Consider the following 26,656-nt stretch of genomic DNA (forward strand, 5'->3'; position numbering starts at 1 on the left):
ATTCACGTGCGTTCGCGCCCCGGGCATCCCCCCGGCGGCCAGGACGTACGCGGAGCCGAGGAGATCGGGTAGGACATGGAACGGACCGGTGCCGGCAGCGGGCTTCCCCCGGTGGATGTCACCGCGCTGATCCGCACCGAACTGCCGCGGCTGACCGGCTCCCTGCGGAAGGTCGGCGAGCTCGTCCTCGCGGACCCGGCCGCCGTCACCCACTGCTCGGCCGCCGAACTCGGCCGCCGCACCGGCACCTCGCAGGCGACCGTCACCCGGTTCTGCCGAGCCGTGGGCCTCGACTCCTACCAGCACCTGCTGATCGCGCTGGCCCAGGAGCGCGGCCGGGGCGAGGTCTCGGACTGGGGGACCGCCGAGATCGGCTCGGACATCTCCCCCGACGACGGTCTCGAACGGGTCGTCGCCGTGGTCGGCAGCGCGGACCTGCGCGCGGTCCAGCAGACCATCGACCGGATCGACCTCGACGCGCTGGAGCGCGCGGCCCAGGCCGTGGCGCGCGCACGCCGCGTCGACGTGTACGGCGTCGGCGGCAGCGGCGCGGTGGCCCTGGAGACCGAGGTCCGGCTCTTCCGCATCGGCTGCGCGGTGCGCGGCTGGACCGAGGTGCACGCCGCGGCCACCTCCGCGGCCCTGCTCACCCCGGCCGACGTCGCCATCGGCATCTCCCACTCCGGGTCGACCCGCGAGACCATCGAGCCCTTCGAACTCGCCAGGGAGCGCGGCGCCACCACCGTGGCACTCACCGCGGACCCGCGCTCGCCGCTCGCCCGCGCCGCCGATGTCCGGCTGGTCTCCGCCTCGTCCGAGACCAGCTTCCGCACCGGAAGCATCGGCGCCCGTCACTCCGTCCTGGTGCTCATCGACTGCCTGTACGTACGGGTCGCGCAGCTGTCGTACGCGCGGGCCAGTGCCTCACTGACCCTGACCGGTCACATCGCCGGGCAGCACGCGGTCCCGTCCCGTCGCACCCGCTGAGCACTCCGGCGCCACGGCTGCCGCCGGACGCCGACCGCACACCGGACCGCAGACCGCCCCCTCGCCGGGGGACCGTGCAGGCTCCGCCGGACAGCCGGACAGCCGGTCAGGACGTCCCGGCGGCGTGCGACGGGGAGCCGTGGCCGAGCCGGGCCAGCGCCACCGCTCCCCGGCAGCCGTCCGCCACCCGGTCGACCGTCAGTCCCAGTCCCTCCAGCCGCCTCGTCAGGGGTGCGGCCAGCGGACCGTCCGGGCCGAGCAACCCGCCGGTGACGACGATCCGTTCACCCGGCCGGGGGTCCAACGCGCGCACCGCCGCCGTCAGATGGTCCACCGCCTCGCGCAGGATCGCCGTCGCGACCGGGTCCTTCCGCCGCGCCGCCTCGGCCACCAGCGGGGCGAGCCGGGCGAGCGCGACGGGCGGCTGCGCCATCACGGTGGGCAGCAGCCTCGTGCGGAAGGCCTCACGCCGCGCCCGGGACCAGCGCGATGCGCCGGCCGCCCCCCGCCCGGGCCCGTACCGCCGGGGCGCGCCGGCTCCCCCGGCTCCTTCCACCGCTCCCGCTCCTCCCCCATCGACCCCATCGGTCTCATGGGCCTCATAGACGCCATCGACACCCTCGGCACCCTCCAGGAGATCGGCGGGCAGCCCCAGGGCCAGCCCGACCGACCGGGCCAGCGTCGTCGGGTCGCCGCGCCCGTCCGCCATGCGCAGGGCCGCGCGCACCGCGCCGCGCCCGATCCAGAACCCGCTGCCCTCGTCACCGAGCAGCCAGCCGTCTCCGTCCACACTGACCGTGCAGCGACGGCCGCTGATCCGGGTCGCGGCCGCTCCGGTGCCGGCCACCAGGGCCAGCCCGTCGGCGGGCGTTCCGGGCGCGGACGCGAAGGCCGCCTCGATGTCGCTGCTCACCCCGACCGTCCGTGGTGCGACGCCGAGCCGCCGCTGCGCCTCGGCCAGGGCGGCGAGGGCGTTCAGCCGCCCCGGGTCACGGTCGGAGAAGCCCGGGAGATCCGGAGGGCCGGAGAGCTCCGAGGGGTCCGCGGAGCCCTCGTCCGAGGAGCCCGCGGCCGGGGGGCCGCTCGCGGCGCCCGCGAATCCGCCCACCACGGCCACGACACGGTCACGGTCCCGCTCCGGTACCGCCCGGCCGATGGCCTCGGCCAGGTGGTCGGTGAGCTGCGACAGCGGAACCGTCAGGGCGTTGCCGGGTCCCGCGGCGGCCTCGCCCAGGGTGCGTCCGGTCGCGGCGGACGCCAGAACGGCGCGGATGCGGGTGCCTCCGGCGTCCAGGCCGACCACGAGATCCTGGTTCGATTCATTACTCATCGGCGCCCATGGTGGTTGATGCATTCACCCAGGACAAGACCAGCGCATCCTCGGTTCCGCGGGCGGGCGCGCCTCGGCCGACGGGACGCCGTCGCCCGTGTCGAGTCGAGCGACACCCGCACATCCGGAGGGGTTGAAAGTATGATCAGCCAATGTCTGACATGACCGAGACCACGCCCGGCTGGCTGTCCCCCGACGAGCTCGAGATGGCGCGGGCCCGTATGCCGATCCTGTACGTCGAGGCCGTTCCGGTGCGCGTCGACGACAACGGCGAAGTCACCAGCATCGGACTGCTGCTGCGCATCGGGCCGGACGGGACCGTCAGCCGCACGCTCGTCTCCGGCCGCGTGCTGCACCACGAGCGGGTCCGTGACGCCCTGCTGCGTCATCTGGAGAAGGACCTCGGGCCGGTGGCGCTGCCCCGCATCCCCACCTCCCTGCAGCCCTTCACCGTCGCCGAGTACTTCCCGACGCAGGGGATCACGCCCTTCCACGACCCGCGCCAGCACGCGGTGTCACTGGCCTACATCGTGCCGGTGACCGGTGACTGCCGTCCCCGGCAGGACGCCCTCGACCTGGTCTGGTTCAGCCCGGAGGAGGCGTCGACGTCCGTCGTCCTCAACGAGATGCCGGGCGGTCACGGCGCTCTCCTCAAACAGGCCCTGGCCCATGTGGGCCGCCTGTCCTGAACCCGTCGGAGGCACCCCGGCCGGGTCGGCACCGACCCGGCCGGCCCCGGCACGACCGGGGTCGCGCGGCCGGAGCAGGCCCGGTCACCGGGGCCTTCGCAGGAAGAACTCGTTCCCGTCGGGGTCGCGCATCGGCACCCGGCCCCTGGCGTCCTCCCCGGTGCCGTCGCGCGTGGCGCCGAGCGAGAGCAGGCGGTCGGTCTCGGTCTCCGGGCCGAGGCCGGCGGGCAGCGCCAGTTCGAAGCAGATCCTGTTCGGGCCCGTCTTCGGCGCGACCGGAGGACCACCCCAGGTGATCTTCGTGCCACCGTCCGGCGACTGGATCGCCGTCTCCTCGTCCTGGTCCCAGACCAGAGGCCAGCGCAGCGCCTCGCTCCAGAAGTGTCCGACCCGCTGCGTCCCGTCGCAGGCCAGCGCTCCGATACGGCCGGTGTCGGCGAGGAACCTGTTGCCCGCCTCGATCACACAGAACTCGTTGCCCTCCGGGTCGGCGAGCACCACGTGCTCCTCGTCGGGGAGTTGACCCACGTCGAAGTGGTCCCCGCCGAGTTCCAGCGCCCTGGCCACCGTCCGCAGCTGCTCCTCCGGCGAGGCGCTCGTCAGGTCGAAGTGCGCCCGGTTCCGGCCGGTCTTCGGATCCCGGACCGGCAGGAAGCGGATACGGAACCCGGTGGCGTCGGGAGGCAGGAGCTCGGCCTCGCCGTTCGGGCCCTCGACGGACTCCAGATCCAGGACCCCGGACCAGAACCGGGCCAGGTCCGACGGCCGGCTCGCGTCGAAGCAGATCGCGAACAGTCGACTGGTCATCCCGTGCGTCTCCGATCCACTGACGGCGGTCACGCCGCGTCCCGCCCGGCGTGTGCAGCCTAGGGCTGACCGGGCGGCGTCCGCATGCGGATTTCCGTCGTGGAGCACGGGGTTCGGTGGATCCCGGGACCCTCGTCGCGCCGGACGGCACCGGCGTCGCCCGCGGCCCCGGACCGCGGGAGCGGCCGTGGCGGCGCACCGCCACGGCCTCCCCGCACCCGCCGTCCCGTGGACCGGGGCGGGCACGGACGCCCGCCGGCCCGCGCGGGGCTCGTCGGGCGCCGCCCCGCACTCCGTGCTAGCCGGTCACCGGCTGGAGCTTGGCGCGGAAGTGCCGCAGGATCGGGGACTGCTCCACGATCCGGTAACCGCGCACGGACTCCGCGGACTTGGCGATCCGTTCCAGGGTCCTGCCGACATGGTCGTAGTGGCTGCGGGTGTAGACGCGACGCGGCAGCGCCAGCCTCACCAGCTCGTACGGCGGGCTCTTGACCGGGTTCCCGTCCTCGTCCTCCTCGCCGAGGTAGAGCGAGCCGAGTTCGGCCGAGCGGATGCCGCCCTCCAGGTAGAGCCGGCAGGCCAGGGCGTGTCCGGGGTACTGGTGGGGCGGTATGTGGGGCAGCAGCCGTCCCGCGTTGAGGTACAGGGCGTGCAGGCCGGGCGGTTCGAGGATGTCGACGCCCGCGGCGCGGACGCGCTGGGCGAGATGGTCGGCGCTCTCGGCCCGTTCCGCGAGGTACGAGGGTTCGGTCACCTCCTGCAGGCCCTGGGCCATCATGTCGAGGTCACGCCCGGCGAGACCGCCGTAGGTGGGGAATCCCTCGGTGGCGATCAGGAGGAGTTCGCACTTCTGGGCGAGCTCCGGGTCGTTCAGGCCGATGAAGCCGCCGATGTGGACGATGCCGTCCTTCTTGGCGCTCATCACACAGCCGTCGGCGAGGCGGAAAGCTTCTTCCGCGACCTGCCGCGGCGTGTGGTTGCGGTAGGCCTCCTCGTGCCGGGTGACCAGCCAGGCGTTCTCGGCGAACCGGGCCGCGTCCAGGATCAGCGGGACGGAGTGCCGGCGGCACAGTTCCGACGTCCGCCGCAGGTTGTCCATGGAGACCGGCTGACCGCCGCCGCCGTTGTTGGTGATCGTCATGACCACCGCCGCGACGCGGGAGCCGGTCGACTCGCCGAGCGCCTGTTCCAGGGCCGGCAGATCGATGTTCCCCTTGAACGGCTCCCGGCTGTCGAGGTTCCGGGCCTCGGGGCAGGGCAGGTCGCGGGCCACGCAGCCGTTCAGCTCCACGTTGGCCCGGGTGGTGTCGAAGTGCGTGTTGGACAGGACCGTGTCGCCGGGTTCGAGGAGGTTGGAGAAGAGGATGCGTTCCGCCGCGCGCCCCTGGTGGGCCGGGAGTATGTGCTCGTAGCCGGTCAGTTCCGAGACCGTCTCCCGGAAGCGGTAGAAGGAGCGCGAGCCCGCGTAGGACTCGTCACCGGCCATGCCGACGGCGAGCTGTGCCGAGGACAGGGCGCCCGTGCCCGAGTCGCTCAGCAGATCGATGGTCACCTCGTCGGCACGCAGGTCGAAGAGGTTGTAGTGAACCCGTTCGATGGCCGCCTTGCGCTGCTGGGGCGTGGTGAGCGGAATGGGTTCGACGACTTTGATCCGGTACGGCTCCATCCTGATTTCTGCTCCTGCCTTTCCGTGTCCTACTGAGTGGAGGGTGTCGCGCGGCCCGGTCCGGGCCGCGTCGGGGGGAGGGAACGGCTGGTGGCGCGGCCGGGCGGGCAGCGGCGGCCGCACGGCGTACGCCTCGGCGGAGAGGTACGCGGTGACACGTGGCGGCCGGTTCCGTTCGTGGACCAGCGCCAGGTAGGCGATGAGGCCGACGCCGTCGTGCAGCGGTCGTGAGCCGACGGCGGCCAGCGACCGGTCGAGCGCGGTGGGGTCCATGCCGTGCCGGCGGAGCACGGCGGTGGCCCGGGCGTGCGCCTCCCCGTCGTGCCGGACGTAGTCCCGGACGGGTACGTGGAGGGTGAAGCCGCTCGGCAGACCGGTCACCGCCTCCGTGAAGGAGTGGCAGGAGAGCACCGGCCGTCCCGTCAGCCGGACGGCCTCCCCCGGACCGGAGTTCCGGTCCGTCCTCTCCAGGCCCGCCGCGGTCCGGAAGAACTCCTCGACGGTCTCCCGCCCCGGGCCGGCGTCACTTCGGGACAGCGAGCCGACGTCGGCGGCCGACGCGTCCCGGTGGGTGACGTAGACCTTCACCCGGGGTGTCTCCCAGTCGCCCAGGTCGAGGGCGAGGAAGGGGTAGCCGTCGGCCGGGGGCAGTGCGTCGAACGCCCGCGGGTGGCCGAGTCTCTCCAGAGCCGTACGGAGGGTCCCGGCGGCCCGGTCCGCCCCGGACGCCGCGGGGTTCAGATAGATCTTGACCTTGGGGACCCCGCCGGGAAGCAGTTCCAGGGCGATCCACAACGCCAGCGGGCCCTGGGGGCCGGGAGGGAGGAACAGGTCCTCCAGCCCGTCGAGCCGGTCGGTGGAGAAGCCCCATCGCTCGGCCATGGCACGGACGACACGCAGTCCGGCACGTCCCTGCTGCTCCAGGGACCCGGCCGCGTATCCCGGTTCCAGCAGCACCCGCAGCGTCGGGGGTGCGTCGGGGACCAGGGCGAGGGAGTACTCGACCGGCGTGTGGTCGTCGGAGAGGAAACTCGGGTGGGGCGGCGGCCGGTCCAACGGACGCTCCGCACCGCTGCCCAGACAGTCCGTCAGGACACGCGCGTAGATCTCGGCGTCGGACCGGTCCAGTCCCACGACTCGGCACAGCCGCCGTAACTGGTCCGACACGAAGGTGCCCAGGGGCTGGGTCGCCAGGATCTGTCCACCGCTGAGACGGGAGGAGATCACAGGCAACCCTCCCGCGGCGCGACGGAGTTCGCGGGACACGGGTGGGGCGGGACGGAGGCCCGGCCGGAGCGGGGCTCCGCGGAGCGGGCAAAAAGATACCCGCCTGTGCGGGCGGGTATCTCGCCTTCCGGACTGTGCGAGGTGCTGCGTATGGCCCGGCGGAGACGGGAGTTGCTCCGCGGGGCCGGTCGTCGGGGGCGATGGGATGCTGCGGGGTGCTGAGCTGAAGTGGCGTCGGTGGACGAGGGCTCCACGACACCTCCTTTAACTTGTGTACAACACGGCCGCGCTCTTCCCTACCCCCACGGTTGAACGTTCATGCTGTGCGTGGATGTCGCCGCCTGTTGCGTAGCTCACGCCTTCCACCACGAAAGGAACGAACTCCACAGGCCGCCGCGGTCGTGCCGGCCCGGTGCGCCGCCCTGGTCACCGCGGGCCGCGGTCTGCGGCTGGGGCTGCGCGTCCGCCTGCCGTGCCGCCCGGACCGGGTGGAAACGGGCCGGGAGCGCGGCCAGGGCACGGTTGAAGGGGCCGGGCCGCCAGGTCAGGCTGTCCTCGGGGACGGCCAGTTCGACATCGGGCAGCCGGTTGAAGAGGTTCTCGATGGCCGTCACGGTGATGAGCCGCGCCGGGTCCTTCGCCGGGCAGGCGTGCGGTCCGGCGCTCCACGCGAGGTGGGACCGGTTGCTGGCGGCATGGCGGGACGCCGCGAGCGCGGGATCGGCGTTGGCCGCCGCGAAGCTGACCAGGACCAGATCGCCCGCCGCCAGCTTCTGTCCGGCGAACTCCATGTCGGTCGCCGGGTAGTGCGGTGCGTAGTTGGCCATGGGCGGGTTCTTCCACAGCGTGGTGTCGATCGCCTCTTCGATCAGCCCGCCCGCCGCGTACCGGTCGTCGGTGAGCAGCAGGTGCAGGGTGTTCGAGATGAGGTTGCGCAGCGGTTCGGCGCCGGCTCCCAGCAGCAGGACGAGCTGGTGTGCCATCTCCTCGTTGGTCAGCGCGGCCTGATGCTGCATCAGCCAGGAGGTGACGTCGTCGCCCGGGCGGGACCGCTTGAGCGCGACCAGTTCGCCCACCGCCTGGGACAGGACCTCGTTCGCCTTCTCGGCGTTCACACCGTCGAAGATGCCGGAGATGCCGAACAGGACACGGTCGCCGATCTCCGCGGGGCAGCCGAAGAGTTCGTTGAAGACGAAGAGCGGCAGCAGCTTGGCGTAGTCGTTGAGCAGATCGGCCGAACCGCGCGTGCTGAACTGCGCGATGAGGTAGTTCGAGACCCGCTCGGCACTCTGGCTCAGCCAGTGCGAGTCGACCCGCGCGAAGCTGTCCGTGACGGCCTGCCGCAGCCGCATGTGCTCCGCGCCGTCGCTGAACATGCAGTTGGGCCGGTACACCAGGAGCGGGAGGACCGGGCTGTCCGGGCTGATCACGCCGTCGTTGAGGTCACGCCAGCGGCGCGAGTCCTTGCGGAAGGCGCCCGCGTTCTGCAGCAGTTGGAGCGCCGCCGAGTAGTCCGTGACCAGGGTCGCCTCGACACCGGGGGCGAGTTCGACCGGCGCGGTCGGCCCGTAGTGCCGCATGTACTCGTAGTAGGCCCCCGGATCGGCCGCGAACTCCGGTCCGTGCAGCGGCACCGGCTCACCCGTGGCGTGCGCCGGGCAGCCGGGCGGCGGCACGGGAACGGTCGAATCAGTGTTCATTCTTGCTCCTAGCGGGCACGGTCCTGCAGATAGTGGACGAGGGTGATCAGAGCGCTGGCTGATGAGTTCTCGTCACGCGCGTCGCAGGTGACGACCGGGGTGTCGGGCAGCAGGTCCAGCGCCTCACGCAGCGCGCGCTCCTCGCGCACCGGAGTGCCGTCGAAGCGGTTGACGGCGATGGCGTAGGCCAGTCCGTACTGCTCGATCAGGTCGATGACGGCGAAGGAGTCCGCCAGCCGCTCGGGGTCGACCAGCACGAGCGCGCCGAGCGCGCCGCGCGCCATGTCCTCCCACATCTGCACGAACCGCTGCTGCCCCGGCGTACCGAACAGGTACAGCACGACGTGATCGCTGATCGTCAGGCGCCCGAAGTCCATGGCGACCGTGGTGGTGGTCTTGCCGCGGACGCCCTTGAGGTCGTCGATCTCCTCGCCGGCCTGCGTCATCGTCTCCTCCGTCGACAGCGGAGGGATCTCGGACATCGTCCCGACGAAGGTGGTCTTGCCGACCGCGAAGTGCCCGACGATCAGGATCTTCACGGCGGTCTGCGCCGCTCCGCCGCGGACGTAGGCCTTCTCATCCAAAACGGGCCCGGAGACCATCCAGCACCTCCTGAAGTATCTGCTCGTCGACCAGGCGGGCGCGCGCCACCGGCGCGCGCGTGATGAGGTAACCGCCCTCGGCCAGGGCGTTGAGGAGGATCTTCACCACGCCCATGGGCAGGCGCATGTGGCCGGCGATCTCGGCGACCGAGAGGTAACCGCCGGAGCACATCTCCAACAGGCTCTGTTCCTCGGGAGAGAGCCGGGTCCGCCGCTGGGGGTGGTCGGCGGCGGCCGTGACCAGGGTGATCAGCGAGAACTGGTCGCCCTCGGGGAGATCCCGGCCGTTGGTGATGACGTACGGCCGCACTAACTCCGCGGCCTCGGGCTCCTGCTTGTCGGAGTCGGTCACGGGCGTGCGCCGATGTTCTCGCGCGGCGGTGTCGTCAGCGCCTTGCCCAGCTGGCCGACCAACTGCTGCATGCGGAAGGTGATGTCCGCCATGTCGATGTCGGTGGAGGCCGAGACCGCGAGGTAGGCGCCGTCACCGGCGGAGATGAGGAAAACCCAGCCGCCGTCGAACTCGACCAGCGTCTGACGCCACTTCAGGTCGGTCCCGTCGCAGAAGAAGCCGATCGAGCGGCTCAACGACTGCACGCCGCTCATCGCGGCGGCCACGGTGTCCGCGTGGTCCCTGCCGACCCCCTTGGAGGAGGCCATCAGGAGCCCGTCGGCGGAGACCAGGACCGCGTGCAGAGCGCCGGGAATCTCCAGGACGCCGTCAAGCATCCATGACAGATCGTTGTTCACGAAACCTCATGCCCTTCGCTGCTTGCCTCATGTGCGTTGCTCGTCCGGTCCGCGGGGTCCGGGTGCGCGGCGCGACCGGTCTGGGTGCCTCGCTGGAAGGCACCCATGATCGACGCGGTCTCCTCCTCGGAGCGGGCCGGCGCGCTCGCGGTGTCGGAACTCTGCGGCACGATGGCCATCGCCCGCCTGCGGCGGCGCTTGGGCAGTCCGTCGGCGGTCGTCGACGCGGCGACGACGGGTTCCGGACTGCTCGGGTTCAGCGAGGGAACAGTGCTCACGGTCTGCGCCCGCTCCTTCGGTTGCGGCATGCTGGTGAGCAGCTCGTCCGGCAGCAGCACCACGGCCCGCACACCTCCGTAGGGGGAGGTGGAGTCGACGGACACCGTGAAGCCGTAGCGCTCGCAGAGCACACCGATCACCGCGAAGCCGAACTGCGGAGGATTGCCGAGCCCGGACACACCCGAGGCCCGCTCACTCGAAAGAAGTTTCGCCGCCCTGGTCTTCTCCTCCTCGTTCATGCCGACACCGGCGTCGTCGACGACGATGCAGATGCCCTTGGGCACGGCGCGGACATTGATCTCGACCGTGGATTCCGGCGCGGAATAGCTGGTGGCGTTGTCGAGGAGTTCGGCGAGCGCGAGTGCCACCGGTTCGACCGCCCGGCTGGTGACCGCGAAATCGACCTGCGAGAGAATCTCGACCCGCTGGAAGTGCCGGATCCTGCCCTGTGCACTGCGGACCACGTCGTAGACGGAGGCGATATCGCGCTGCCGTCCCAGCCAGCCTTCGCAGAGAACGGCGATGGACTGGGCGCGCCGACCGAACTGCGAGTTCATGTGGTCGATTTCCAGGAGGTCCTGGAGGATGAGCGACTCGCCGTACTTCGTCTGCAGCTTCGAAATCGCGAGCTGCTGTTCGCCGGCGAGGCCCTGAAGGGTACGCATCGCCGACTTGAGCGCCGTTCTCGTTGATTCTTCGGCTTGTTCCTGAGCCTTTTTCACCGAGGCGGAATACTGATTCTCGAGCTCAGCGTAGTGATCCTTGAGCCCTTGATTCTCCTGCTTTAAACCACGTGCCGCCCGCTGTCCACGGATAATGGCGGCAGCTGCAAGCGGAGTCCCAGCGATTAGAGCCCAGAGAGCCGGGTCCTGTATGTATTGCGTCATAAGACTCTCTTCAAGCGACTGGCAGCCAGCTACTGAATTCCCGTCAGCACGGCGGGCCCGGAGCCCACTGCGCAGGGATTACCGCCCGGGCCGCACTGCTGGCCGGAAAAGTCGTTTTGTGCCCGTAGCCCGCTCGGCAAGTGCGGCGATCGTATCATCGCCGCAAGTCATGACGGACCGTCAATATGGGGAGCACTTGCAAACATTGACGGTCGATCAGTTACCCGTACACCCTCCGGCCATGCGGGATTCCTTCCCCGATCAGCCCCCTGCCCCACATCAAGGGGTGATATCCGAAAAGGATGCTCTGTCGCTTTCGTCAACGGGTGCCCGGAGTGGACGCGAAAAAGCTCGGAGGCCGTCTTCTCATCGCTGAGAAGACGGCCTCCGAGCTACGACTTCAAAAGTCGGGACGACAGGATTTGAACCTGCGACCCCTTGACCCCCAGTCAAGTGCGCTACCAAGCTGCGCCACGTCCCGTTGCCCGCCTGACCTGGGGTTTCCCCCTGGCCGAACGTGCACCGAAACAATACCGCACTCGCACCCGTGGTCGCGCACCCCTTTCCTCGGAGCCGACGCGCCCCCGGGCCCGCCCTTGACCTCAACCTTGGTGGAGGTTGCACGCTCGTCCTCATGACGATCACGAGGGAACGCGAGCACGGCTACCAGGACCTGCCCCGGCTGATGGGGCTGATGACCGGCGACGAGAAGCACGGACCGGCGGCGACCTCCACCCTCGACGTGCTGTGGGTGCTCTACGACCGCGTGCTGCGGGTCACGCCCGAGCGGCGGGACGATCCGTCGCGCGACCGGTTCCTGCTCTCCAAGGGGCACGGGCCGATGGCGTACTACGCGGTGCTGGCCGCCAAGGGGTTCCTGCCCGTCGATTGGCTGCCGGATTTCGGCTCGTACGACTCGCCGCTCGGGCACCACCCGGACCGGGTGCTGGTGCCGGGCGCCGAGATCGGCAGCGGTTCGCTCGGGCACGGGCTCCCGATCGCTGTCGGCACCGCGCTCGGCCTGCGCGCGCGGGGGCTCGACGAGCCGCGGGTCTGGGTGCTGACCGGCGACGCGGAGCTGGACGAGGGCAGCAATCACGAGGCGATCGCCTACGCCGGGCCGGCCGGGCTCGACCGGCTGCACAGCGTCGTGGTCGACAACTCGTCGGCCAGTCATGCCCGGCCCGGTGGTATCGCCGCGCGGTTCGAGGCCGCGGGCTGGTCGTCCCTGACCGTCGACGGCCGGGACCACGAGGCGCTGTACGCCGCCTTCACCGCGTCCCATCCGGGCCGGCCGCACGTCGTCGTCGCCCGCGTCGAGCCGAAGCTCGGCTGAACGGCGTCCCGGCACGCGGCCGTCCCGGCCCGGACCCCGCCACTGGTCACCCCGCCACCGGTCACACCGCCCGCGGTCCCCCGCCCTGGGGACCGTGCCGGCCCCTCCGTCCGTACGTCACCGAAAGGACCACCCCCATGGACACCATGCGCGACCGTTTCGCCCCCGTCGTGTCCCGACTCCTCGACGAGGACCCCCGGGTCGCGGTCGTCCTGGCCGAGATCGGCAAGGACGGCTTCACGGAGGCCATGACCAGGCATCCGGAGCGGGTGATCAACGTCGGGATCCGCGAACAGCTCCTCGTCGGGGCCGGCGCCGGTCTGGCGCTCACCGGGCTGCGGCCCGTCCTCCACACCTTCGCCGCCTTCCTCGTCGAGCGTCCCTTCGAACAGGTGAAGCTCGACCTCGGCCATCAGGACGTGGGCGCGGTGCTGGTGAGCGCCGCCGCGTCCTTCGACTGGCCCGCCGGGGGCTTCACCCACATGGCACCCGGCGACGTGGCCCTGCTCGACACGCTGGACGGCTGGACCGTCCATGTCCCGGGCCATCCGGACGAGGCCGAGACCCTGCTGCGGCACGCGGTCGCCGCCGGCGACGACAGGGTGTACGTACGGCTGTCGGCGCAGTCCAACGCGCAGGGCCGCCCGGTCGACGGGGCACGGCTGCACACGGTCCGCGAGGGGCGCGGCGGCGTGGTGGTCGCGGTCGGGCCGATGCTCGACGCGGTGCTCGACGCGACGGAGGGCCTCGACGTCACCGTGCTCTACGCCACCACCGTCCGTCCTTTCGACGCGGCGGGGCTGCGCCGTGCGACGGAGGCCGCGGGCACCGACGTCGTCCTCGTCGAGCCCTGCCTCGCGGGCACGTCCACGGCCACGGTGGCCGACGCGCTCGCCGACGTGCCCCACCGCGTGCTCGCCCTCGGTGTCGGCCGCCGCGAACTGCGCAAGTACGGAACCGTCGACGAGCACGTGGCCGCGCACGGACTCGACAGCGGGTCCCTGCGGGAGCGGATCGGGGGGTTCCTGCGCGGCGCCGGGGCCGCGTGAGCGACCGGCACCACGCCCCGGGCCACGCGTGACCGGCGGTCCGGGGTGGGCGGGACGCGGGGGCCGGGCGCCCGGACCGCTCACGAGGGGTGCCACCGTCAGCCCGAGCAGGGCCCCGACGGCGGCCCGCACGGCTCGAATGGGGACTCAACGGCGGCCCGCACGGCCCGAGTCGGGACGCCAGGGCGCCCCGTGCGCGCCGGGTCGGTACTCAACGACAACCCGCGCCACACGAGTCGGGGCTCAACCACAGCCCGCGCGGCCCAGGGCTGGGGCTCAACGGCAGCCCGCCCCCTACGAGTCGGGGCTCAACCACAGCCCACGCGGCCCAGGCCGGGACTCAACGGCAGCCCGCCCCCCACGAGTCCGGACTCAACCACAGCCCACGCGGCCCGGGGCCGGGACTCAACGGCGGGCGCCGCGCGGGGGCGTACGCGGGGGCGATGTCAGGTCGGCGCGCGGCAGGTTGCGGATCGCGGGCACCAGGAGCAAGGCCGTGCAGACGCCCAGGGTCATCACCCCGGCCACCAGAAGGACGTGGTCGGCACCGAGGACCGTCGCGGCCGGACCCGCCAGGGCCTGGCCGAAGGGCATCATCGCCAGGGAGCCCGCGACGTCATAGGCGTGGATGCGGTTGAGGACGTCCGGAGCGACCTGGGTCTGCACGCTGGTCGCCCACATCACGGCCCAGAACGACATGCCCGCGCCGGCGACCACCGCTCCGGCCGACATGGCCGGGACTCCGAGGCCCGCGCCGACGCAGGCGGGGAAGCACGCGAAGGCGAACAGGGCCACCGAGCCGGCCCGCAGCATGTGGCGGGGACGCAACCGCAGGGCCAGCAGCCCGCCGACGACGGTGCCGGCGCCGAGCGCGGAGTTGACCAGGCCGTAGGCGCTCGCGCCGTGCTGCCGGACCACCTCCGTGGCCACCAGGGGCGCGGTGGGGCCCGAGATGAAGAGCATGTACGCGCACCAGATGAGGATGACGCCCCACAACCAGGTCCTCGCCCTGAACTCCCGCCAGCCCACGACGAGATCACCACGGAAGGTGCCGCCGTGCGGACGGGTTCCGGGCGCGGCCGCCGGGAGCCGGAGCAGGAGCAGGCACAGCGCGCTCAGCGCGTAGGTCCCCGCGTGCGCCGCGAAGACCCCGCCGGCCGAGGAGAACGCGACCAGCAGTCCGGCGAGGGCGGGACCCGCGAGCTGCGCCGCGGACTCGGCGATCCGGATCGCGCCGTTCGCCCCCTGTACGTCGGCCGCCAGGCGCGGCACCGTGCTGGCGACGCCCGGCTGGAAGACGGCTCCGGCCGCTCCGTTGACCGCGCCGATGGCGCAGATCTGCCAGAGGACGACGTGGCCGGCGAAGAAGAGCCCGGCGGCGAGCGCCTGGGTGACCAGGCGTACGAGGTCGGCCCCGATCATCAGTCTGCGGGTGCTGAACCGGTCGGCGATGACCCCGCCGAAGATCACCAGCCCGGCGAACGGGGCGGCGGACGCGGCCATCGCGAGGCCGATGGCCCCCGCTCCGTAGCCGTGCTGGAGCAGTCCGGCGGCGAGCGCCACCGGGAGCATGGTGTCCCCGAGCCGGGCGAGGGCCCGCGCGACGAAGAACAGCGCGAAGTCCCGCGACCAGACCGGTGCGAGGCCGGTCGTGACGGCGGAACGGTGCGGGCCGGGGCCCCTCCCCCTGCCGTCGCCCCCCGTCGCGTCCTGCGCGCCCTTCGCGTCCTCGTCGGCCCGCGATCCGGACCGCGTCGGCTCACCCTTCGGTGACGTCCCGTACATCCCGCCCGTGCCCCTCACCCGCGGTCGCCCCGCGGCTCCCCTCCGCGAACCGGGCGCCCTGCCTCCGCTCCGGCATCCGGATCATGTCACGCGCCACGACGGGTCACGGAGGGATTTTCACCGCTCCGCGGGGAGCCCCAACGCCGGGTGGGATTCGAGCAGTCGGGGCGGGGCCGCCTGCCGCCAGGAGTCGGCGAGGATGTCCCGCAGCTCCTCGTCGTCCTCCAGCGCGGCGAGCCGGACCCGGACCCAGGCGAAGCCCGCCTCATGGCCCGCGATCCAGAACTTCCGGGGCTCGGCGAGGACGAGTTCGTCCCGCTCCTCCTTGGGGCAGCGCACGGCGATGGACGTCTCCTCCTCGGGCAGGGTGGCGAACATCTTCCCCGCGACCCGGAAGGTGGGCATGCTCCAGGCGGTCTTCTCCGTCGTGTCCGGCAGGGACAGCGCGATCCGGCGTACGTCTTCGGCGTTCGGCGACATGACGGAAACGGTAGCCAACGCCACCGACAGATGGGCGCTGACCTGCGCGATCAGCGGGCGTCCCGGCGGCGCAGGTCGGTTCCGCCCTCCCGGCCGCGGGAAGCACGGGCGGACCACCGCCGCCCCACGTCGCACCGCGCCGCCTCACACCGCCGCGGCCGCGGCACCCAGCCGTTTGTAGAAGACGGTCGTCGGGCACAGCACGCCCGCGGGAGTGGTCGCGTAGTCCGGTATCGCACCGAGCCGGGTCCAGCCCGCGGACAGGTAGAGGGTCTCGGCCGGGCTGTCGGTCTCCGTGTCCAGGTGCAGGAGGGTGATCCCGGCCTCCGCCGCGGCACCCTCGGCGGTGGTGAGCAGGGTGCGGCCGAGTCCCCGGCCCCGCCCGTCGGGGTGCACCATCAGCTTCACCAGTTCGGCGCGGTGGCGGCTGTTGGCCTTGTCCGGGAAGGCGAGACCGACCGTGCCGAGCACCCGGTCCGCGCTCCGCGCCACCCACACCGCGAGACGGCCGGCCGCCACCCCGGCCGCACGCTCCTCCCACCAGGCCACGGCCGCCGCACGGCCGAGCGGCGCGAGGAAGCCGACGGAGGCGCCGCCGTCCACGGTGGCAGTCAGCAGGTCCGCCAACTCCCCGACGTGGGAGAGGAGTCCGGTGGCGTCGAGCCGGGAGACGGCGGTCACGGGGCCACCACCACCAGCGCGTACCGCACATCCCGCGGGCCGGGGCAGCGGAAGCGGGTCGGGCCCCACACCCGCAGCCGGAGGCAGTCGCCGGTGGCGAGGCGGTGTGCGACGTCCCGCGCCGTCACCTCCAACGACCCGTCGAGCACCCAGATGTGCTGCTCCAGACCCGGCACCGGAGGCCGGTCGTACGCGATGTCGGCGCCGGCCGCGAGCCGTCCCTCGACCAGCTCGCCGCGCAGCCCCGGGTGCGGGGGCGACACCGACCGCCGTACGAAACCGGAGGCACCGTCCGTCCAGACCGTCTGGTCGGCCGCCCGCACCAGCCCGGCGGGTTCCGCCTCGACCTCGCTGAGCAGCTGCGACATGGTCCGGCCGTACACGGCGCACAGGCGGTTCAGGAGGGAGGCCGTGGGGCTGATCTCGGCGCGCTCGGCCCGGGACAGCGTGGAGCGGCTGACACCGCTGTGTTCCGCCAGTTCCGCGAGCGACCAGCCGTGTTCGGCCCGCAGCTCGGCGAGCCGCGCGCCCAGCCGGACGTCTACGGCTTCCTGCACCTCGTTTCCCATATTCGAGATATTATCCCAGATGCGAAACGACGCCGGGCGGGTGGGGCGCGGACGTCACTCCACGGTGGCGGCCCGGGCCAGCGCGTCCAGAACCGGGCGGATCAGCGGATGCCCCTCCGCGCCGCGCCGTACGGCCGCGAAGACCCGGCGGGTGGGCGCGATCCCGTCGACCGGGCGCACGACCACGCCCGTGAGGTCCATGCCGATCAGGGCCGAGCGGGGCACCAGCGCCACGCCCGCGTCGGCGGAGGCGAGGGCGACGACGGCGCGGAAGTCGTCCGAGGAGTGTTCGAGACGCGGTTCGAATCCCGCGTTCTCGCAGGCCAGGACCACCACGTCATGGCAGGGATTGCCGGGGTACTGGCCGATCCAGGGGTCCTTTGCGAGCTCGGCGAGCGGCACCTCCCCGGCGTCGGCCAGGCGGTGGGTGACCGGGACCACCGCGTCGAACGGCTCCGCGTAGAGGGGCACGTGGGTCAGCCGGGGGTCGTCCGCGGCCGGGGCGCCCCGGTACTCGACGGCGACCGCGATGTCGACCTGCCGGTCGAGCACCATCGGCAGGCTGGCGTCACCCTCGGCGTCCTGCACTCGGACCTGGATCCCGGGTGCGGTGACGGCGAGGCGGGTGAGCGCGGGAGCCACCACGAGGCCGATGCCGGTCGCGAAGGCGGCGACGGTGACCGTGCCCGCGGAACCCGAGCTGTAGGCCGCCAGCTCGGCCTCGGCCCGCTCCAGCTGGGCCAGTACCGCGTGGGTGTGGCCGAGCAGGATCTCGCCGGCGGGCGTCAGTCGTACGCCCTTGGCCCCCCGCTCGACGAGCCGGTGCCCGGTCTCCTGCTCCAGGGCGGTCAGCTGCTGGGAGACCGCCGACGGTGTGAGATAGAGCGCGGCGGCAGCCGCCGTCACGGTGCGGTGGTCGGCCACCGCACGGAGGATGTGGAGCCGCCGCGCCTCGATCATGTGACCGATTCTCTCAGGTCACAGGCGACTTTCAGCCGTCGAGCTCCGCCCGCGCCGCCACGAACGCGTCCACCGCGCGGTGCACGTCGTCCGTCGAGTGCGCCGCGGACAGCTGCACCCGGATGCGGGCCTTGCCCTGCGGGACCACCGGGTACGAGAAGCCGATCACGTACACGCCGCGCTCCAGGAGCAGTTCCGCCATGCGCCCGGCGACGGACGCGTCACCGATCATCACCGGCGCGATCGCGTGGTCGCCGGGGAGGATGTCGAAGCCCTCGGCGGTCATCCGGGAGCGGAACAGCGCGGTGTTCTCGGCCAGCCTCTCGCGCAGGTCGCCCGCCGACTCCAGGAGGTCGAGGACCTTGAGGGAGGCCGCCGCGATCACGGGGGCGAGCGTGTTGGAGAAGAGGTAGGGGCGCGAGCGCTGGCGCAGCAGGGCGACGATCTCGGCGCGGGCCGCGACATAGCCGCCCGAGGCACCGCCGAGCGCCTTGCCGAGGGTGCCGGTGATGATGTCGACGCGGTCCATGACGCCGTGCAGCTCGGGCGTGCCCCGGCCGCCGGGGCCGACGAAGCCGACGGCGTGCGAGTCGTCGACCATGACCATCGCGTCGTACCGGTCGGCGAGGTCGCAGATCTCCTGGAGGGGGGCGACGTAGCCGTCCATCGAGAAGACGCCGTCGGTGACGATCAGCCGGCGCCGGGCGTCCGACGCGTCCTTGAGCTGGGCCTCCAGGTCGGCCATGTCCCGGTTGGCGTACCGGAAGCGGCGCGCCTTGGACAGGCGGATGCCGTCGATGATCGAGGCGTGGTTGAGGGCGTCGGAGATCACCGCGTCCTCGGCGCCGAGGAGGGTCTCGAAGACGCCTCCGTTGGCGTCGAAGCAGGAGGAGTAGAGGATCGTGTCCTCCTGGCCGAGGAACGCCGACAGCCGCGCCTCCAGCTCCTTGTGCACCTCCTGGGTGCCGCAGATGAAGCGCACGGACGCCATCCCGTAGCCCCAGCGGTCGAGGGCCTCGTGGGCGGCGGCGACGACCTCGGGGTGGTCGGCGAGCCCCAGGTAGTTGTTGGCGCAGAAGTTGAGGACCTCGCCGGGACGGCCGCCCGAGGTGACGCTCACGGTCGCGGACTGCGGGGTGCCGATGACGCGCTCGGGCTTGTGCAGCCCGGCGGCGCGGATCTCGTCGAGGGTGGTGCGCAGATCGTCGCGTACGGAATCGAACATCATCAGTTCCTTAGAGGGTCCAGTCCAGAATGACCTTGCCGCCGCGGCCGCCGGCCGCTTCGGCGAAGGCGGCCTCGTGATCGCGGAAGCCGTAGCGGCCGGTGATCACGGGCGCGAGGTCGAGGCCGCCCTCGAGCAGCACCGACATCGCGTACCAGGTCTCGAACATCTCCCGGCCGTAGATGCCCTTGATCGTGATCATGGACGTCACGATCCGGGACCAGTCGACCGGGAACTCCTCGGCGGGCAGGCCCAGCATCGCGATCCGGCCGCCGTGGGTCATGTTGGCGATCATGTCGCGCAGGGCCTCGGGGCGGCCGGACATCTCCAGACCGATGTCGAAGCCCTCGCGCAGCCCCAGCTCACGCTGTCCGTCGGCGATCGTCGCGGAGGAGACGTTCAGGGCGAGGCTCACGCCGATCTTGCGCGCGAGTTCGAGGCGCTCCTCGCTGACGTCGGTGACGACGACGTTGCGCGCACCCGCGTGCCGGGCCACCGCGGCGGCCATCAGGCCGATCGGTCCGGCCCCGGTGATCAGTACGTCCTCGCCGACCAGCGGGAAGGACAGCGCCGTGTGCACGGCGTTGCCGAAGGGGTCGAAGATGGCGGCGACGTCGAGGTCGACGGGGACCCGGTGCACCCACACGTTCCCGGCCGGCAGGGCGACGTACTCGGCGAACGCGCCGTCGCGGCCGACACCGAGGCCGACCGTGGCACGGCAGAGGTGGCGGCGGCCCGCCAGGCAGTTGCGGCACTTGCCGCACACCAGGTGGCCCTCGCCGCTGACCCGGTCGCCGGCCTTGATGTCCACCACGTCACGGCCGGTCGCGACGACCTCGCCGACGAACTCGTGGCCGACCACGAGGGGTGTGCTGATGGCCTGCCGCGCCCAGCCGTCCCAGTTGCGGATGTGCAGGTCGGTGCCGCAGATCCCGGTCCTGAGGACCTTGATCAGTACGTCGCCGGGGCCGATCTCCGGCTCCGGGACGTCCACGAGCCAGAGCCCGGGCTCCGCCTTCTCCTTGACCAGCGCCTTCACGCAACGGCTCCTGTGGGTGAGGCCCCGGGGCCGGGCACGCCGAAGGAGCCCGTACCGGGGAGAGGGGTGTATTCCCTGAGGAATCTGCCGTACGACCGTAGTCCGGGTCCATCGAGGTTTTCTTAAACGCGGCCGCAGCTTTCCTTCACGCGTCGGATTCCCGGCCCCGTCACGCGTCGGATTCCCGGTCCGGTCGCGGCTCCCCGGGCACCTGCCCCCGTGCGAAGCGGGCGAGCGGTGCGGGGGCGGGCGCGGGCACCTCGCGCGCGGCGCCGCGCGCGGGCTCAGATCCGCGGGCCGGTCTCCCGCTTCCCGAGCTGCTCGACCAGTTCCGCCGCCATCGCCTTGATGGTCTCCAGGCCGGCTCTTCCCCAGGGGCGCGGTTCGAGGTCGACGACGCAGACGGTGCCGAGGGCGATGCCCGTGCGGTCGATGAGCGGGGCGCCGAGGTAGGAGCGGACGCCGAGTTCGTCGACGACGGGGTTGCCGGCGAAGCGCGGGTAGTCGCAGACGTCCTCCAGCACCAGCGCTCTGCGGCGGACCACGACGTAGGGGCAGAAGCCGTAGTCGCGGGTCAGGTAGCGGCTCACGCCCTGGTGGGTGCCGTCCACCGGGACCGGGACCGGCCGGGTGGCGGCGACGTTGCCGTCCGGGGTGTGCAGGCCCGCGAAGAACTGCCGGTTCTCGTCGATGAAGTTGACCATCGCGTACGGCACCGCGGCGACATCGGCGAGCCGGTCCGCGAAGGCGTCGAAGGCGGGCTCGGTGCACTCCCCCAGCCCGAGCCGGCGCAGCCGCCGGACCCGTTCGGGGGCGTCCTTGTCCTCCGGGGTCAGCAGGAGGCGGCCGGACGGGCGCGGTGGGTCGTAGCTCATGGGCGGACTCCGTGGCGGGGCGCGGGGGTCATATGCGGGCTCCGTGGTCGGGGACGTGGGGCATGGGCGGGCTCCTTCGCGGGAGGCGTACGTCGGTACGTCACCTGTGGGCACCGTGGGAGGGGGCGTGCGCGGGTGCGTGGGCGAGGAGGTGGCGCACCAGGGTGAGCAGCGTCTGCACGCCCGAGCTGGAGATCCGGGCGTCGCACCGCACGATGGGGATGGCGGGGTCGAGGTCGATGGCCGTGCGCACCTCGGCGGGGTCGTAGCGGAAGGCGCCGTCGAACTCGTTGACGGCGACGATGAAGCCGAGACCGCGCTGCTCGAAGAAGTCGACCGCGGCGAAGCAGTCCTCCAGACGACGGGTGTCGGCGAGGATCACCGCGCCGAGCGCCCCCTCGGACAGTTCGTCCCACATGAACCAGAACCGCTCCTGGCCGGGTGTGCCGAAGAGGTACAGCACGTGTTCCGGATCCAGGGTGATGCGGCCGAAGTCCATCGCCACCGTGGTCTCGACCTTGTTCTCGACGCCGTCGAGACTGTCGGTCGCGGCACTGACCGTGGTGAGCAGCTCCTCCGTGCTGAGCGGCGCGATCTCGCTCACCGCGCCCACGAAGGTCGTCTTGCCGACCCCGAATCCCCCCGCCACCAGGATCTTCAGCGCGGTGGGGAAAGGGTCAGAGCTGTCGTCGTAGTCCATCGAGCACTGCCTCCAGAAGAGACCGGTCAGTGGGGTTGTGGTGGAACTCGGGTGGTTTGGTGGTCAGTGCTCCGCAGTCGACGAGGTCGGACAGCAGTACCTTGGTGACCGCCGCCGGCAGCGTGAGCTGGGCGGCGATCTCCGCGACCGAGACGGGCGCCCGGCAGAGTTCGAGCGCCTGGGTGTGCTCGGGGCCGAGGTAGCCGAGGGGCGTGGCTCCGGTGACCATGACCTGCGACAACAGGTCGAGCGCGGTGGTCGGACGGGTCCGGCCGTTGCTGACCGTGTAGGGACGCACCAGCCGCCCGGCCGCGTCGTCGAGCCAGGGCCCGTCGCCGGCCGCGGCCACCCTCAAGGCCTCATCGCCGAGGGGCCGACGGTGGTCTGCCTGGGCGCGGTCATCAGATACGGGCGGACGCTCTTGACGAGCATCGCCATCTCGTAGCCGAGCACCGCGGCGTCCGCCTCGCGCCCGGCGAGCACCGCGAGACAGGTGCCGGAGCCCGCGGTGGACACGAACAGCAGGGTCGAGTCGAGTTCGACGACGACCTGGCGCACGTCGCCGCCGTCGCCGAAGCGGACGCCCGCGCTGCGGCCGAGCGAGTACAGCCCGGAGGCCAGCGCCGCCATGTGGTCGGCGCTGTCCGGGTCGAGGCCGTGGACGGACTTCACCAGCCCGTCGCAGGACAGGAGTACCGCGCTGGTGGTGTGCGGCACACGCTGCACGAGGCCGCTCATCAGCCAGTCGAGATCGGATGCATGGCCGGTCGGCACGTCGCTCGCCATGGTGGATCGACTCCTTGGGGTACGAAGGTCTGCGGGAGCGCAGGTGGGGGTGGTCGTGCTGGGGAGGGTCATCCGGCCGGTGCGCTCCCGTCGTGCCGGGCCGTGCGGTCGGGTCCGGGCCGGGGTCCGGTGTCCCGGGTCGGCTGTGCGTCGGGCGGAGCGGACGCGTGCGCCGTGTGCGGGGCGGGTGCCTGTCCGGTGTCCGGGCCGGGTGCCCGCTCGGTGTGCGGGGCGGGGTCCTGCCCGGGGTCCGGGGCGGTCGGACGTGCCGTGCCCCTGGGGTCGCCGCTCGTCCGGACGGCCCCCAGCGGCGGTACGTCCAGGTGGCCTTCCAGGTGGGGCGAGCGCGGGGACGGCCGGTCGACCCGGACCACCCGCAGGGGCGGCAGCGCGTCCGGGCTTTCGGGGGCCGGGCGTCCGGGGTCCGGGCGCCCGGAATCCGGGTGCACGGGGTGCGGCCGGTCGGCCGGGGCCTCCGTCCGCTGGGACTCCGCCATACCGATTCCGCGCTGGAACGCCGCCATCAGCCCGGGGTCGTGGCCGGCGACGTGCTCCGTGTCCTGGCGGGGCAGGGGCCCGTCGCGCAGTTGGGGGGCGATGTGCTCCTGGGCGCGCCGGCGCGGCAGTTGGGGCCTCGTCATGGTGCCCCGGACCACGCTGTTGCGCGGGGTGGGAGGCATCTCCGCGTTCTCGGCCACGATGTGCCGGTCGTCGGGGCGGATGCCGGGCACGGCCTCCGCCGGGTTGGGGCGTCCGGCGCGGGCGCCGCGCACCGGGAGCGGCAACGGCCCGCCGCCGCCCGCGTCGTCACGTCGTGACGGCGCGGGCGCTCCCTGGTCCCGGCGCGACTGGCGCGGTACGGGTGCCGCCGGCCCGCCCGCGGGCGGCGGAGGGGCCGCCGGTACGGGCGGCGCCCCGGGAGGGAGCGCCCCGCCCGCCGTCGAGTGGGGCTGTCCCTGCGCGCGTTGTCCCGGTGCGCCCGGCCCGGTGCCCAACAGCTCCTGGGGCATGACCAGTACGGCCTGGACACCGCCGTAGATGTTGCCCTGGAGCCGGACGTGGATGCCGTGTCGCCGGGCGAGCTGCGACACCACGAAGAGGCCGATCCGGCCGTCCTGGAGAAGGCTCGCGACGTTGACCTGATCGGGGTCGGTGAGCAGCGCGTTCATCTTGTCCTGCTCGCCCGGCGGCATGCCGAGGCCACGGTCCTCGACCTCGACCGCGAGCCCGGAGGTGACGAGGTTGACGCGCAGCAGGACCTGGGTGTGCGGGGCGGAGAACACCGTGGCGTTCTCGACCAGTTCGGCCAGCAGATGGATGACGTCGGCGACCGCGTGCCCGCGCAGGGTGCCGTCGATCGGAGGTACCAGCTTGACCCGCGAGTACTGCTCGACCTCGGCGATCGCCGACCGCAGCACCTCGGTCATGGAGACCGGGTTGCTCCACTGCCGCCGGGAGACGGCGCCGCCGAGGACGGCGAGGTTCTCGGCGTGCCGGCGGATGCGGGTGGCGAGGTGGTCGACGTGGAAGAGGCCCTTGAGCAGGTCCGGGTCCTCGATCTCGTTCTCCAGCTCGTCGAGGATCGAGATCTCCCGGTGCACGAGGGACTGAAGCCGCCGTGCCAGGTTGACGAAGACCTCGACCTTCTGTTCGCTGCCGGCCCGGCTGGAGAGCTGCGCGGCCTGGACGACGGCGGTGACGGCGCCGTCGTGCGCCCGGGAGAGGTCGGCGGCGAGCAGCTCGAAGTCGTCGGCGTCCGGGACGGGCCGGCGGCTCGGCGCACGCGGGGTCGGCGTCTCGCCGCGGCGCAGGCCTTCGACGACGGCGCGCAGGTCCGCTTCCGTACGGGCGCTGGTGCGGCGTAACGCGCCGAGGCGGTCGCGGACGGACCGTGCGGCCCGGTCGGCGGCCACGGCGGCGATGAGGATGCCGGCGAGGGCCACCCCGAAGGCGCCCGCGAGGACCGCCCAGAGGGACGCGCCCGGGCGTGCGCCGGTGGAGCGCACGGTGAACAGGACGGCCGCGCACGCGCTGAGCGCCACCGCGGTGGGCGGCAGGACCGCCATCCGCAGCAGCTGGGGCCGGAGGTGGGTCTCGGGCTGCGAGGGGACGACACGGGCGACCGGCCGTCCGTGCCGCCCGCCCTCACGGCGGTCTGCGCGGGCGGCCGGTGCGCGAAGGTGAGACATCTGCGTCCTCGTACTCGGCGTCGGGGGCACTCGGGCTCCCGCGGGTCTGCGTGACTCGGGCGTGCGCCATCGCGGTGCCGGTCGAGAGAGCCGAAAAAATCGGCCCCGCGTCGCCCGACGGCAACTGACAGTAGTCGGCAACGGGACAGGTGCGATGGGCAGTTGACAAAGTCCCCCGGTCGGCGTCCCGCTCTGGTATGAGGCCTCGTACGGCAGACCGATATCACCGTCGGACACACGTTCCCCGGAGGGCGGGGTCCGATCAGGGCTGGTCAGAAGCGGTCAAGAACAGACGGCGAGGGCCGGGGAGCGCGCAGCTCCCCGGCCCTCGCCGCAGGTCGTGGTGTCCGGGTTCTCAGCCGGCGGGCACCGTCTCCGGCTCGCCGGTGTCCTCGGCGGCTCCGCCCCCGGCGTCACCCGGCGTGTCGGAGTCCGCGCCGGAGCCGGCCCGGCCGGCGGCCGGAGCGGCGGTACCGCTCGCCTCCGCCACGGGCCAGCCGCCCTCGGGCGGCAGCGCCACACCGCGCCACCAGGGCTCGGACGGAACGGTCTCGGAGGTGGGCTCGAAAGGCTCGCCGGGGTGGGGCAGCGCGATGCGCGCGCCGACCGCGTGCGCCGCCGTTATGGTCCCCTCGCCGGGCTCCACCCACGGGTGCGTCGCCAGGTTGAACGTGGCCCAGTGGATCGGCATCATCACGCCACCGGGGCCGCCCTGGAGGTCCAGGTGGGCGCGCATGCCCTCCTCGGGCGTCATGTGGATCTCGGGCCAGAACTCGCTGTACGCGCCGATCTGGATCATCGTGGCGTCGAACGGACCGTGCTCGGCGCCGATGTCCTTGAAGCCCTCGAAATAGCCGGTGTCGCCGCTGTGGTAGATCCGGTGCTCGTCGCCCGCCACCGCCCAGGAGGCCCACAGGGTGTGCTGGGTGTTGCGCAGGCCCCGGCCGCAGAAGTGCCGGGCGGGCGTCGCCGTGAGGGAGATGCCGCCGACCTTCGTGGACTCGTTCCAGTCCAGCTCGCGCAGACGGTCCGGGGAGACGCCCCAGTGCTCCAGATGGGCGCCGACGCCGAGCGGCACCGCGAACACGGTGTCCGTGCCGGCGAGGGCCTTGATGGTCGGCAGGTCCAGGTGGTCGTAGTGGTCGTGCGAGATCACGACGACGTCCACCGGACCCAGCGCGGCCAGCGGCAGCGGTACCGGGTGCAGCCGCTTGGGACCGGCGAAGGCGAAGGGGGAACAGCGCTCGCCCCAGACCGGGTCGAACAGCACCCGGTGTCCGTCGATCTCCGCCAGCACACTGGAATGTCCCATCCAGGTGAGCCGCAGCCCGCTCGCCGCGGGCCTGGCGAGGTCGGCGAGCGTCGTGGGGTGCACCGGCACCGCGCCCGCGGGGGCGCGGCGGACACGCTCCTCCCTGCGGAAGAAGACCTTCGCGAACTCGATCATGGAGCCGTCGGGGCGGGTCCGGGCGCTCACCGGGTTCTGGAAGACCCCGTCCGCGAAATTCGGGGATCTGCGGATGCGCTCCATGCGCTCACCGCCCGGCTCCGCGCCGAAGGCGGCGGGCTGCAGCGCGCGGAGCCCGGAGCTCAACGTACGGAAACCGGTCACGGTACCTCCAATGGAGTCGGTCAGGCCTCCCATTATGGTCGGCCCCTCTGACAGCGCCGGGTCGACGGTGTCACGGCGCGGTGTCCCCCGGCACACACACCGCGAGCGCGGCCTCCCCGCGCCCGCGGTATCGGGCGGGCGCGCCGCGAAGGCCCGTCCACCCGTAACGCGCAACCCCGGGGCGTCCGCACTTCTTCCGCACCGGGCGACGGAATTCCGGGCGGCACTCCTCCCGCACCGGGCGCGGGGATTCAGGGCTCGCGGCTCCGCCCGGCGCGACACGGGGACGGACCGGACCCCGGCGCGTCCCGGACCGCCCGGACCGTCGCGTCATCACCGCGCGTCCGGCCGCTCGCGCACACCCCGACCGCCCCTCGACCTCCCGTCGGCCGTCCCCCGTACGGTCGTCCGTCCCGCGGACCGACGGCGGACGAACGGCGGATCGG

25 protein-coding genes and 1 tRNA gene are annotated in these 26,656 nt (G+C 72.5%); 4 read left to right on the forward strand and 22 right to left on the reverse strand.

Annotated elements, in window-relative coordinates; translation table 11 throughout:
• The first annotated feature begins 75 nt into the window (after positions 1-75).
• Positions 76-987: a MurR/RpiR family transcriptional regulator gene (locus tag OG776_RS09895; RefSeq protein WP_148014454.1), complete on the forward strand. Its 912-nt coding sequence runs from the start codon at positions 76-78 to the stop codon at positions 985-987.
• A gap of 106 nt (positions 988-1,093) precedes the next feature.
• On the opposite strand, the gene OG776_RS09900 is transcribed toward OG776_RS09895, so the two are convergent.
• Positions 1,094-2,317 carry an N-acetylglucosamine kinase gene (locus tag OG776_RS09900; RefSeq protein ID WP_329320148.1) on the reverse strand — a complete coding sequence of 408 codons (1,224 nt, stop codon included), beginning with the start codon at positions 2,315-2,317 and terminating at the stop codon, positions 1,094-1,096.
• A 161-nt stretch (positions 2,318-2,478) separates the two neighbouring features.
• Between OG776_RS09900 and OG776_RS09905 the strand changes: the two genes are divergently transcribed.
• Positions 2,479-3,006 (forward strand): NUDIX hydrolase family protein, encoded by a 528-nt coding sequence (locus OG776_RS09905; RefSeq protein ID WP_187285865.1) that lies wholly within the window; start codon positions 2,479-2,481, stop codon positions 3,004-3,006.
• A gap of 84 nt (positions 3,007-3,090) precedes the next feature.
• Here OG776_RS09905 and OG776_RS09910 read toward each other — a convergent pair whose 3' ends face one another.
• From OG776_RS09910 to OG776_RS09945, 8 genes are all read right to left on the reverse strand, one after another.
• On the reverse strand, positions 3,091-3,813 hold the full coding sequence (locus OG776_RS09910) for a VOC family protein (RefSeq protein WP_329320150.1): 723 nt from the start codon (positions 3,811-3,813) through the stop codon (positions 3,091-3,093).
• Between the two features lie 298 nt (positions 3,814-4,111).
• Entirely contained in the window at positions 4,112-6,703 is a 2,592-nt protein-coding gene (locus OG776_RS09915) for a tryptophanase (protein ID WP_148012222.1), read from the reverse strand.
• 356 nt (positions 6,704-7,059) lie between these two features.
• A complete protein-coding gene (locus OG776_RS09920; RefSeq protein ID WP_148012139.1) occupies positions 7,060-8,406 on the reverse strand; it encodes a cytochrome P450 in 1,347 nt (448 codons plus the stop codon).
• 8 nt (positions 8,407-8,414) lie between these two features.
• Positions 8,415-9,008 (reverse strand): GTP-binding protein, encoded by a 594-nt coding sequence (locus OG776_RS09925; RefSeq protein WP_148012140.1) that lies wholly within the window; start codon positions 9,006-9,008, stop codon positions 8,415-8,417.
• Positions 8,983-9,360: a DUF742 domain-containing protein gene (locus tag OG776_RS09930; protein WP_148012141.1), complete on the reverse strand. Its 378-nt coding sequence runs from the start codon at positions 9,358-9,360 to the stop codon at positions 8,983-8,985. Before OG776_RS09930 ends, OG776_RS09925 begins: the two co-directional genes overlap by 26 nt.
• Positions 9,357-9,758: a roadblock/LC7 domain-containing protein gene (locus tag OG776_RS09935; protein ID WP_148012142.1), complete on the reverse strand. Its 402-nt coding sequence runs from the start codon at positions 9,756-9,758 to the stop codon at positions 9,357-9,359. Before OG776_RS09935 ends, OG776_RS09930 begins: the two co-directional genes overlap by 4 nt.
• Positions 9,755-10,924 carry a sensor histidine kinase gene (locus tag OG776_RS09940; RefSeq protein ID WP_329320153.1) on the reverse strand — a complete coding sequence of 390 codons (1,170 nt, stop codon included), beginning with the start codon at positions 10,922-10,924 and terminating at the stop codon, positions 9,755-9,757. The genes OG776_RS09935 and OG776_RS09940 overlap by 4 nt, the downstream gene beginning before the upstream one ends.
• A gap of 407 nt (positions 10,925-11,331) precedes the next feature.
• A tRNA-Pro gene (locus tag OG776_RS09945) sits at positions 11,332-11,405 on the reverse strand.
• Between the two features lie 153 nt (positions 11,406-11,558).
• On the opposite strand from OG776_RS09945, the gene OG776_RS09950 reads away from it, so the two are divergent.
• Positions 11,559-12,260: a transketolase gene (locus OG776_RS09950; RefSeq protein ID WP_148012144.1), complete on the forward strand. Its 702-nt coding sequence runs from the start codon at positions 11,559-11,561 to the stop codon at positions 12,258-12,260.
• 137 nt (positions 12,261-12,397) lie between these two features.
• The gene (locus OG776_RS09955; protein WP_148012145.1) at positions 12,398-13,309 is read left to right on the forward strand and encodes a transketolase family protein; all 912 of its coding nucleotides are present in this window, start codon (positions 12,398-12,400) and stop codon (positions 13,307-13,309) included.
• 405 nt (positions 13,310-13,714) lie between these two features.
• Here OG776_RS09955 and OG776_RS09960 read toward each other — a convergent pair whose 3' ends face one another.
• From OG776_RS09960 to OG776_RS10020, 13 genes are all read right to left on the reverse strand, one after another.
• Positions 13,715-15,094, reverse strand: a complete 1,380-nt coding sequence (locus OG776_RS09960) for an MFS transporter (protein WP_148012146.1) — start codon at positions 15,092-15,094, stop codon at positions 13,715-13,717.
• Positions 15,095-15,211: 117 nt separating this feature from the next.
• Positions 15,212-15,574, reverse strand: a complete 363-nt coding sequence (locus OG776_RS09965) for an MmcQ/YjbR family DNA-binding protein (RefSeq protein ID WP_187285858.1) — start codon at positions 15,572-15,574, stop codon at positions 15,212-15,214.
• A 144-nt stretch (positions 15,575-15,718) separates the two neighbouring features.
• Complete coding sequence (locus OG776_RS09970) at positions 15,719-16,255, reverse strand: GNAT family N-acetyltransferase (RefSeq protein WP_329320157.1); 537 nt, start codon at positions 16,253-16,255, stop codon at positions 15,719-15,721.
• Positions 16,252-16,824, reverse strand: a complete 573-nt coding sequence (locus tag OG776_RS09975) for a helix-turn-helix domain-containing protein (protein WP_329320158.1) — start codon at positions 16,822-16,824, stop codon at positions 16,252-16,254. Before OG776_RS09975 ends, OG776_RS09970 begins: the two co-directional genes overlap by 4 nt.
• Before the next feature lie 54 nt (positions 16,825-16,878).
• Positions 16,879-17,784, reverse strand: a complete 906-nt coding sequence (locus tag OG776_RS09980) for a LysR family transcriptional regulator (RefSeq protein WP_148012150.1) — start codon at positions 17,782-17,784, stop codon at positions 16,879-16,881.
• 31 nt (positions 17,785-17,815) lie between these two features.
• Positions 17,816-19,009 carry a glycine C-acetyltransferase gene (locus OG776_RS09985; RefSeq protein ID WP_148012151.1) on the reverse strand — a complete coding sequence of 398 codons (1,194 nt, stop codon included), beginning with the start codon at positions 19,007-19,009 and terminating at the stop codon, positions 17,816-17,818.
• A 10-nt stretch (positions 19,010-19,019) separates the two neighbouring features.
• The gene (gene tdh, locus OG776_RS09990) at positions 19,020-20,048 is read right to left on the reverse strand and encodes an L-threonine 3-dehydrogenase (protein ID WP_329320161.1); all 1,029 of its coding nucleotides are present in this window, start codon (positions 20,046-20,048) and stop codon (positions 19,020-19,022) included.
• Between the two features lie 284 nt (positions 20,049-20,332).
• The gene (locus OG776_RS09995) at positions 20,333-20,923 is read right to left on the reverse strand and encodes a GAF domain-containing protein (RefSeq protein ID WP_148012153.1); all 591 of its coding nucleotides are present in this window, start codon (positions 20,921-20,923) and stop codon (positions 20,333-20,335) included.
• 100 nt (positions 20,924-21,023) lie between these two features.
• Positions 21,024-21,623: a GTP-binding protein gene (locus OG776_RS10000; RefSeq protein WP_148012154.1), complete on the reverse strand. Its 600-nt coding sequence runs from the start codon at positions 21,621-21,623 to the stop codon at positions 21,024-21,026.
• Positions 21,601-21,972 carry a DUF742 domain-containing protein gene (locus OG776_RS10005; RefSeq protein ID WP_148012155.1) on the reverse strand — a complete coding sequence of 124 codons (372 nt, stop codon included), beginning with the start codon at positions 21,970-21,972 and terminating at the stop codon, positions 21,601-21,603. The genes OG776_RS10000 and OG776_RS10005 overlap by 23 nt, the downstream gene beginning before the upstream one ends.
• A 2-nt stretch (positions 21,973-21,974) precedes the next feature.
• Positions 21,975-22,409: a roadblock/LC7 domain-containing protein gene (locus OG776_RS10010; RefSeq protein WP_148012156.1), complete on the reverse strand. Its 435-nt coding sequence runs from the start codon at positions 22,407-22,409 to the stop codon at positions 21,975-21,977.
• A gap of 68 nt (positions 22,410-22,477) precedes the next feature.
• The gene (locus OG776_RS10015; protein ID WP_329320164.1) at positions 22,478-24,598 is read right to left on the reverse strand and encodes an ATP-binding protein; all 2,121 of its coding nucleotides are present in this window, start codon (positions 24,596-24,598) and stop codon (positions 22,478-22,480) included.
• Between the two features lie 355 nt (positions 24,599-24,953).
• Complete coding sequence (locus OG776_RS10020) at positions 24,954-26,210, reverse strand: MBL fold metallo-hydrolase (protein ID WP_148012158.1); 1,257 nt, start codon at positions 26,208-26,210, stop codon at positions 24,954-24,956.
• Between the last annotated feature and the right edge of the window lie 446 nt (positions 26,211-26,656).

Source organism: Streptomyces sp. NBC_01689, from assembly GCF_036250675.1.
Taxonomy (GTDB): Bacteria; Actinomycetota; Actinomycetes; order Streptomycetales; family Streptomycetaceae; genus Streptomyces.

Bases quoted from the DNA above. Each gene is read 5' to 3' on its own strand.
- OG776_RS09895 (WP_148014454.1), top strand. From the start codon at position 76: ATGGAACGGACCGGTGCCGGCAGCGGGCTTCCCCCGGTGGATGTCACC.
- OG776_RS09900 (WP_329320148.1), bottom strand. From the start codon at position 2,317: ATGAGTAATGAATCGAACCAGGATCTCGTGGTCGGCCTGGACGCCGGA.
- OG776_RS09905 (WP_187285865.1), top strand. From the start codon at position 2,479: ATGACCGAGACCACGCCCGGCTGGCTGTCCCCCGACGAGCTCGAGATG.
- OG776_RS09910 (WP_329320150.1), bottom strand. From the start codon at position 3,813: ATGACCAGTCGACTGTTCGCGATCTGCTTCGACGCGAGCCGGCCGTCG.
- OG776_RS09920 (WP_148012139.1), bottom strand. From the start codon at position 8,406: ATGAACACTGATTCGACCGTTCCCGTGCCGCCGCCCGGCTGCCCGGCG.
- OG776_RS09925 (WP_148012140.1), bottom strand. From the start codon at position 9,008: ATGGTCTCCGGGCCCGTTTTGGATGAGAAGGCCTACGTCCGCGGCGGA.
- OG776_RS09940 (WP_329320153.1), bottom strand. From the start codon at position 10,924: ATGACGCAATACATACAGGACCCGGCTCTCTGGGCTCTAATCGCTGGG.
- OG776_RS09950 (WP_148012144.1), top strand. From the start codon at position 11,559: ATGACGATCACGAGGGAACGCGAGCACGGCTACCAGGACCTGCCCCGG.
- OG776_RS09955 (WP_148012145.1), top strand. From the start codon at position 12,398: ATGGACACCATGCGCGACCGTTTCGCCCCCGTCGTGTCCCGACTCCTC.
- OG776_RS09960 (WP_148012146.1), bottom strand. From the start codon at position 15,094: ATGTACGGGACGTCACCGAAGGGTGAGCCGACGCGGTCCGGATCGCGG.
- OG776_RS09965 (WP_187285858.1), bottom strand. From the start codon at position 15,574: ATGTCGCCGAACGCCGAAGACGTACGCCGGATCGCGCTGTCCCTGCCG.
- OG776_RS09975 (WP_329320158.1), bottom strand. From the start codon at position 16,824: ATGGGAAACGAGGTGCAGGAAGCCGTAGACGTCCGGCTGGGCGCGCGG.
- OG776_RS09980 (WP_148012150.1), bottom strand. From the start codon at position 17,784: ATGATCGAGGCGCGGCGGCTCCACATCCTCCGTGCGGTGGCCGACCAC.
- OG776_RS09985 (WP_148012151.1), bottom strand. From the start codon at position 19,009: ATGTTCGATTCCGTACGCGACGATCTGCGCACCACCCTCGACGAGATC.
- OG776_RS09995 (WP_148012153.1), bottom strand. From the start codon at position 20,923: ATGAGCTACGACCCACCGCGCCCGTCCGGCCGCCTCCTGCTGACCCCG.
- OG776_RS10000 (WP_148012154.1), bottom strand. From the start codon at position 21,623: ATGGACTACGACGACAGCTCTGACCCTTTCCCCACCGCGCTGAAGATC.
- OG776_RS10010 (WP_148012156.1), bottom strand. From the start codon at position 22,409: ATGGCGAGCGACGTGCCGACCGGCCATGCATCCGATCTCGACTGGCTG.
- OG776_RS10015 (WP_329320164.1), bottom strand. From the start codon at position 24,598: ATGTCTCACCTTCGCGCACCGGCCGCCCGCGCAGACCGCCGTGAGGGC.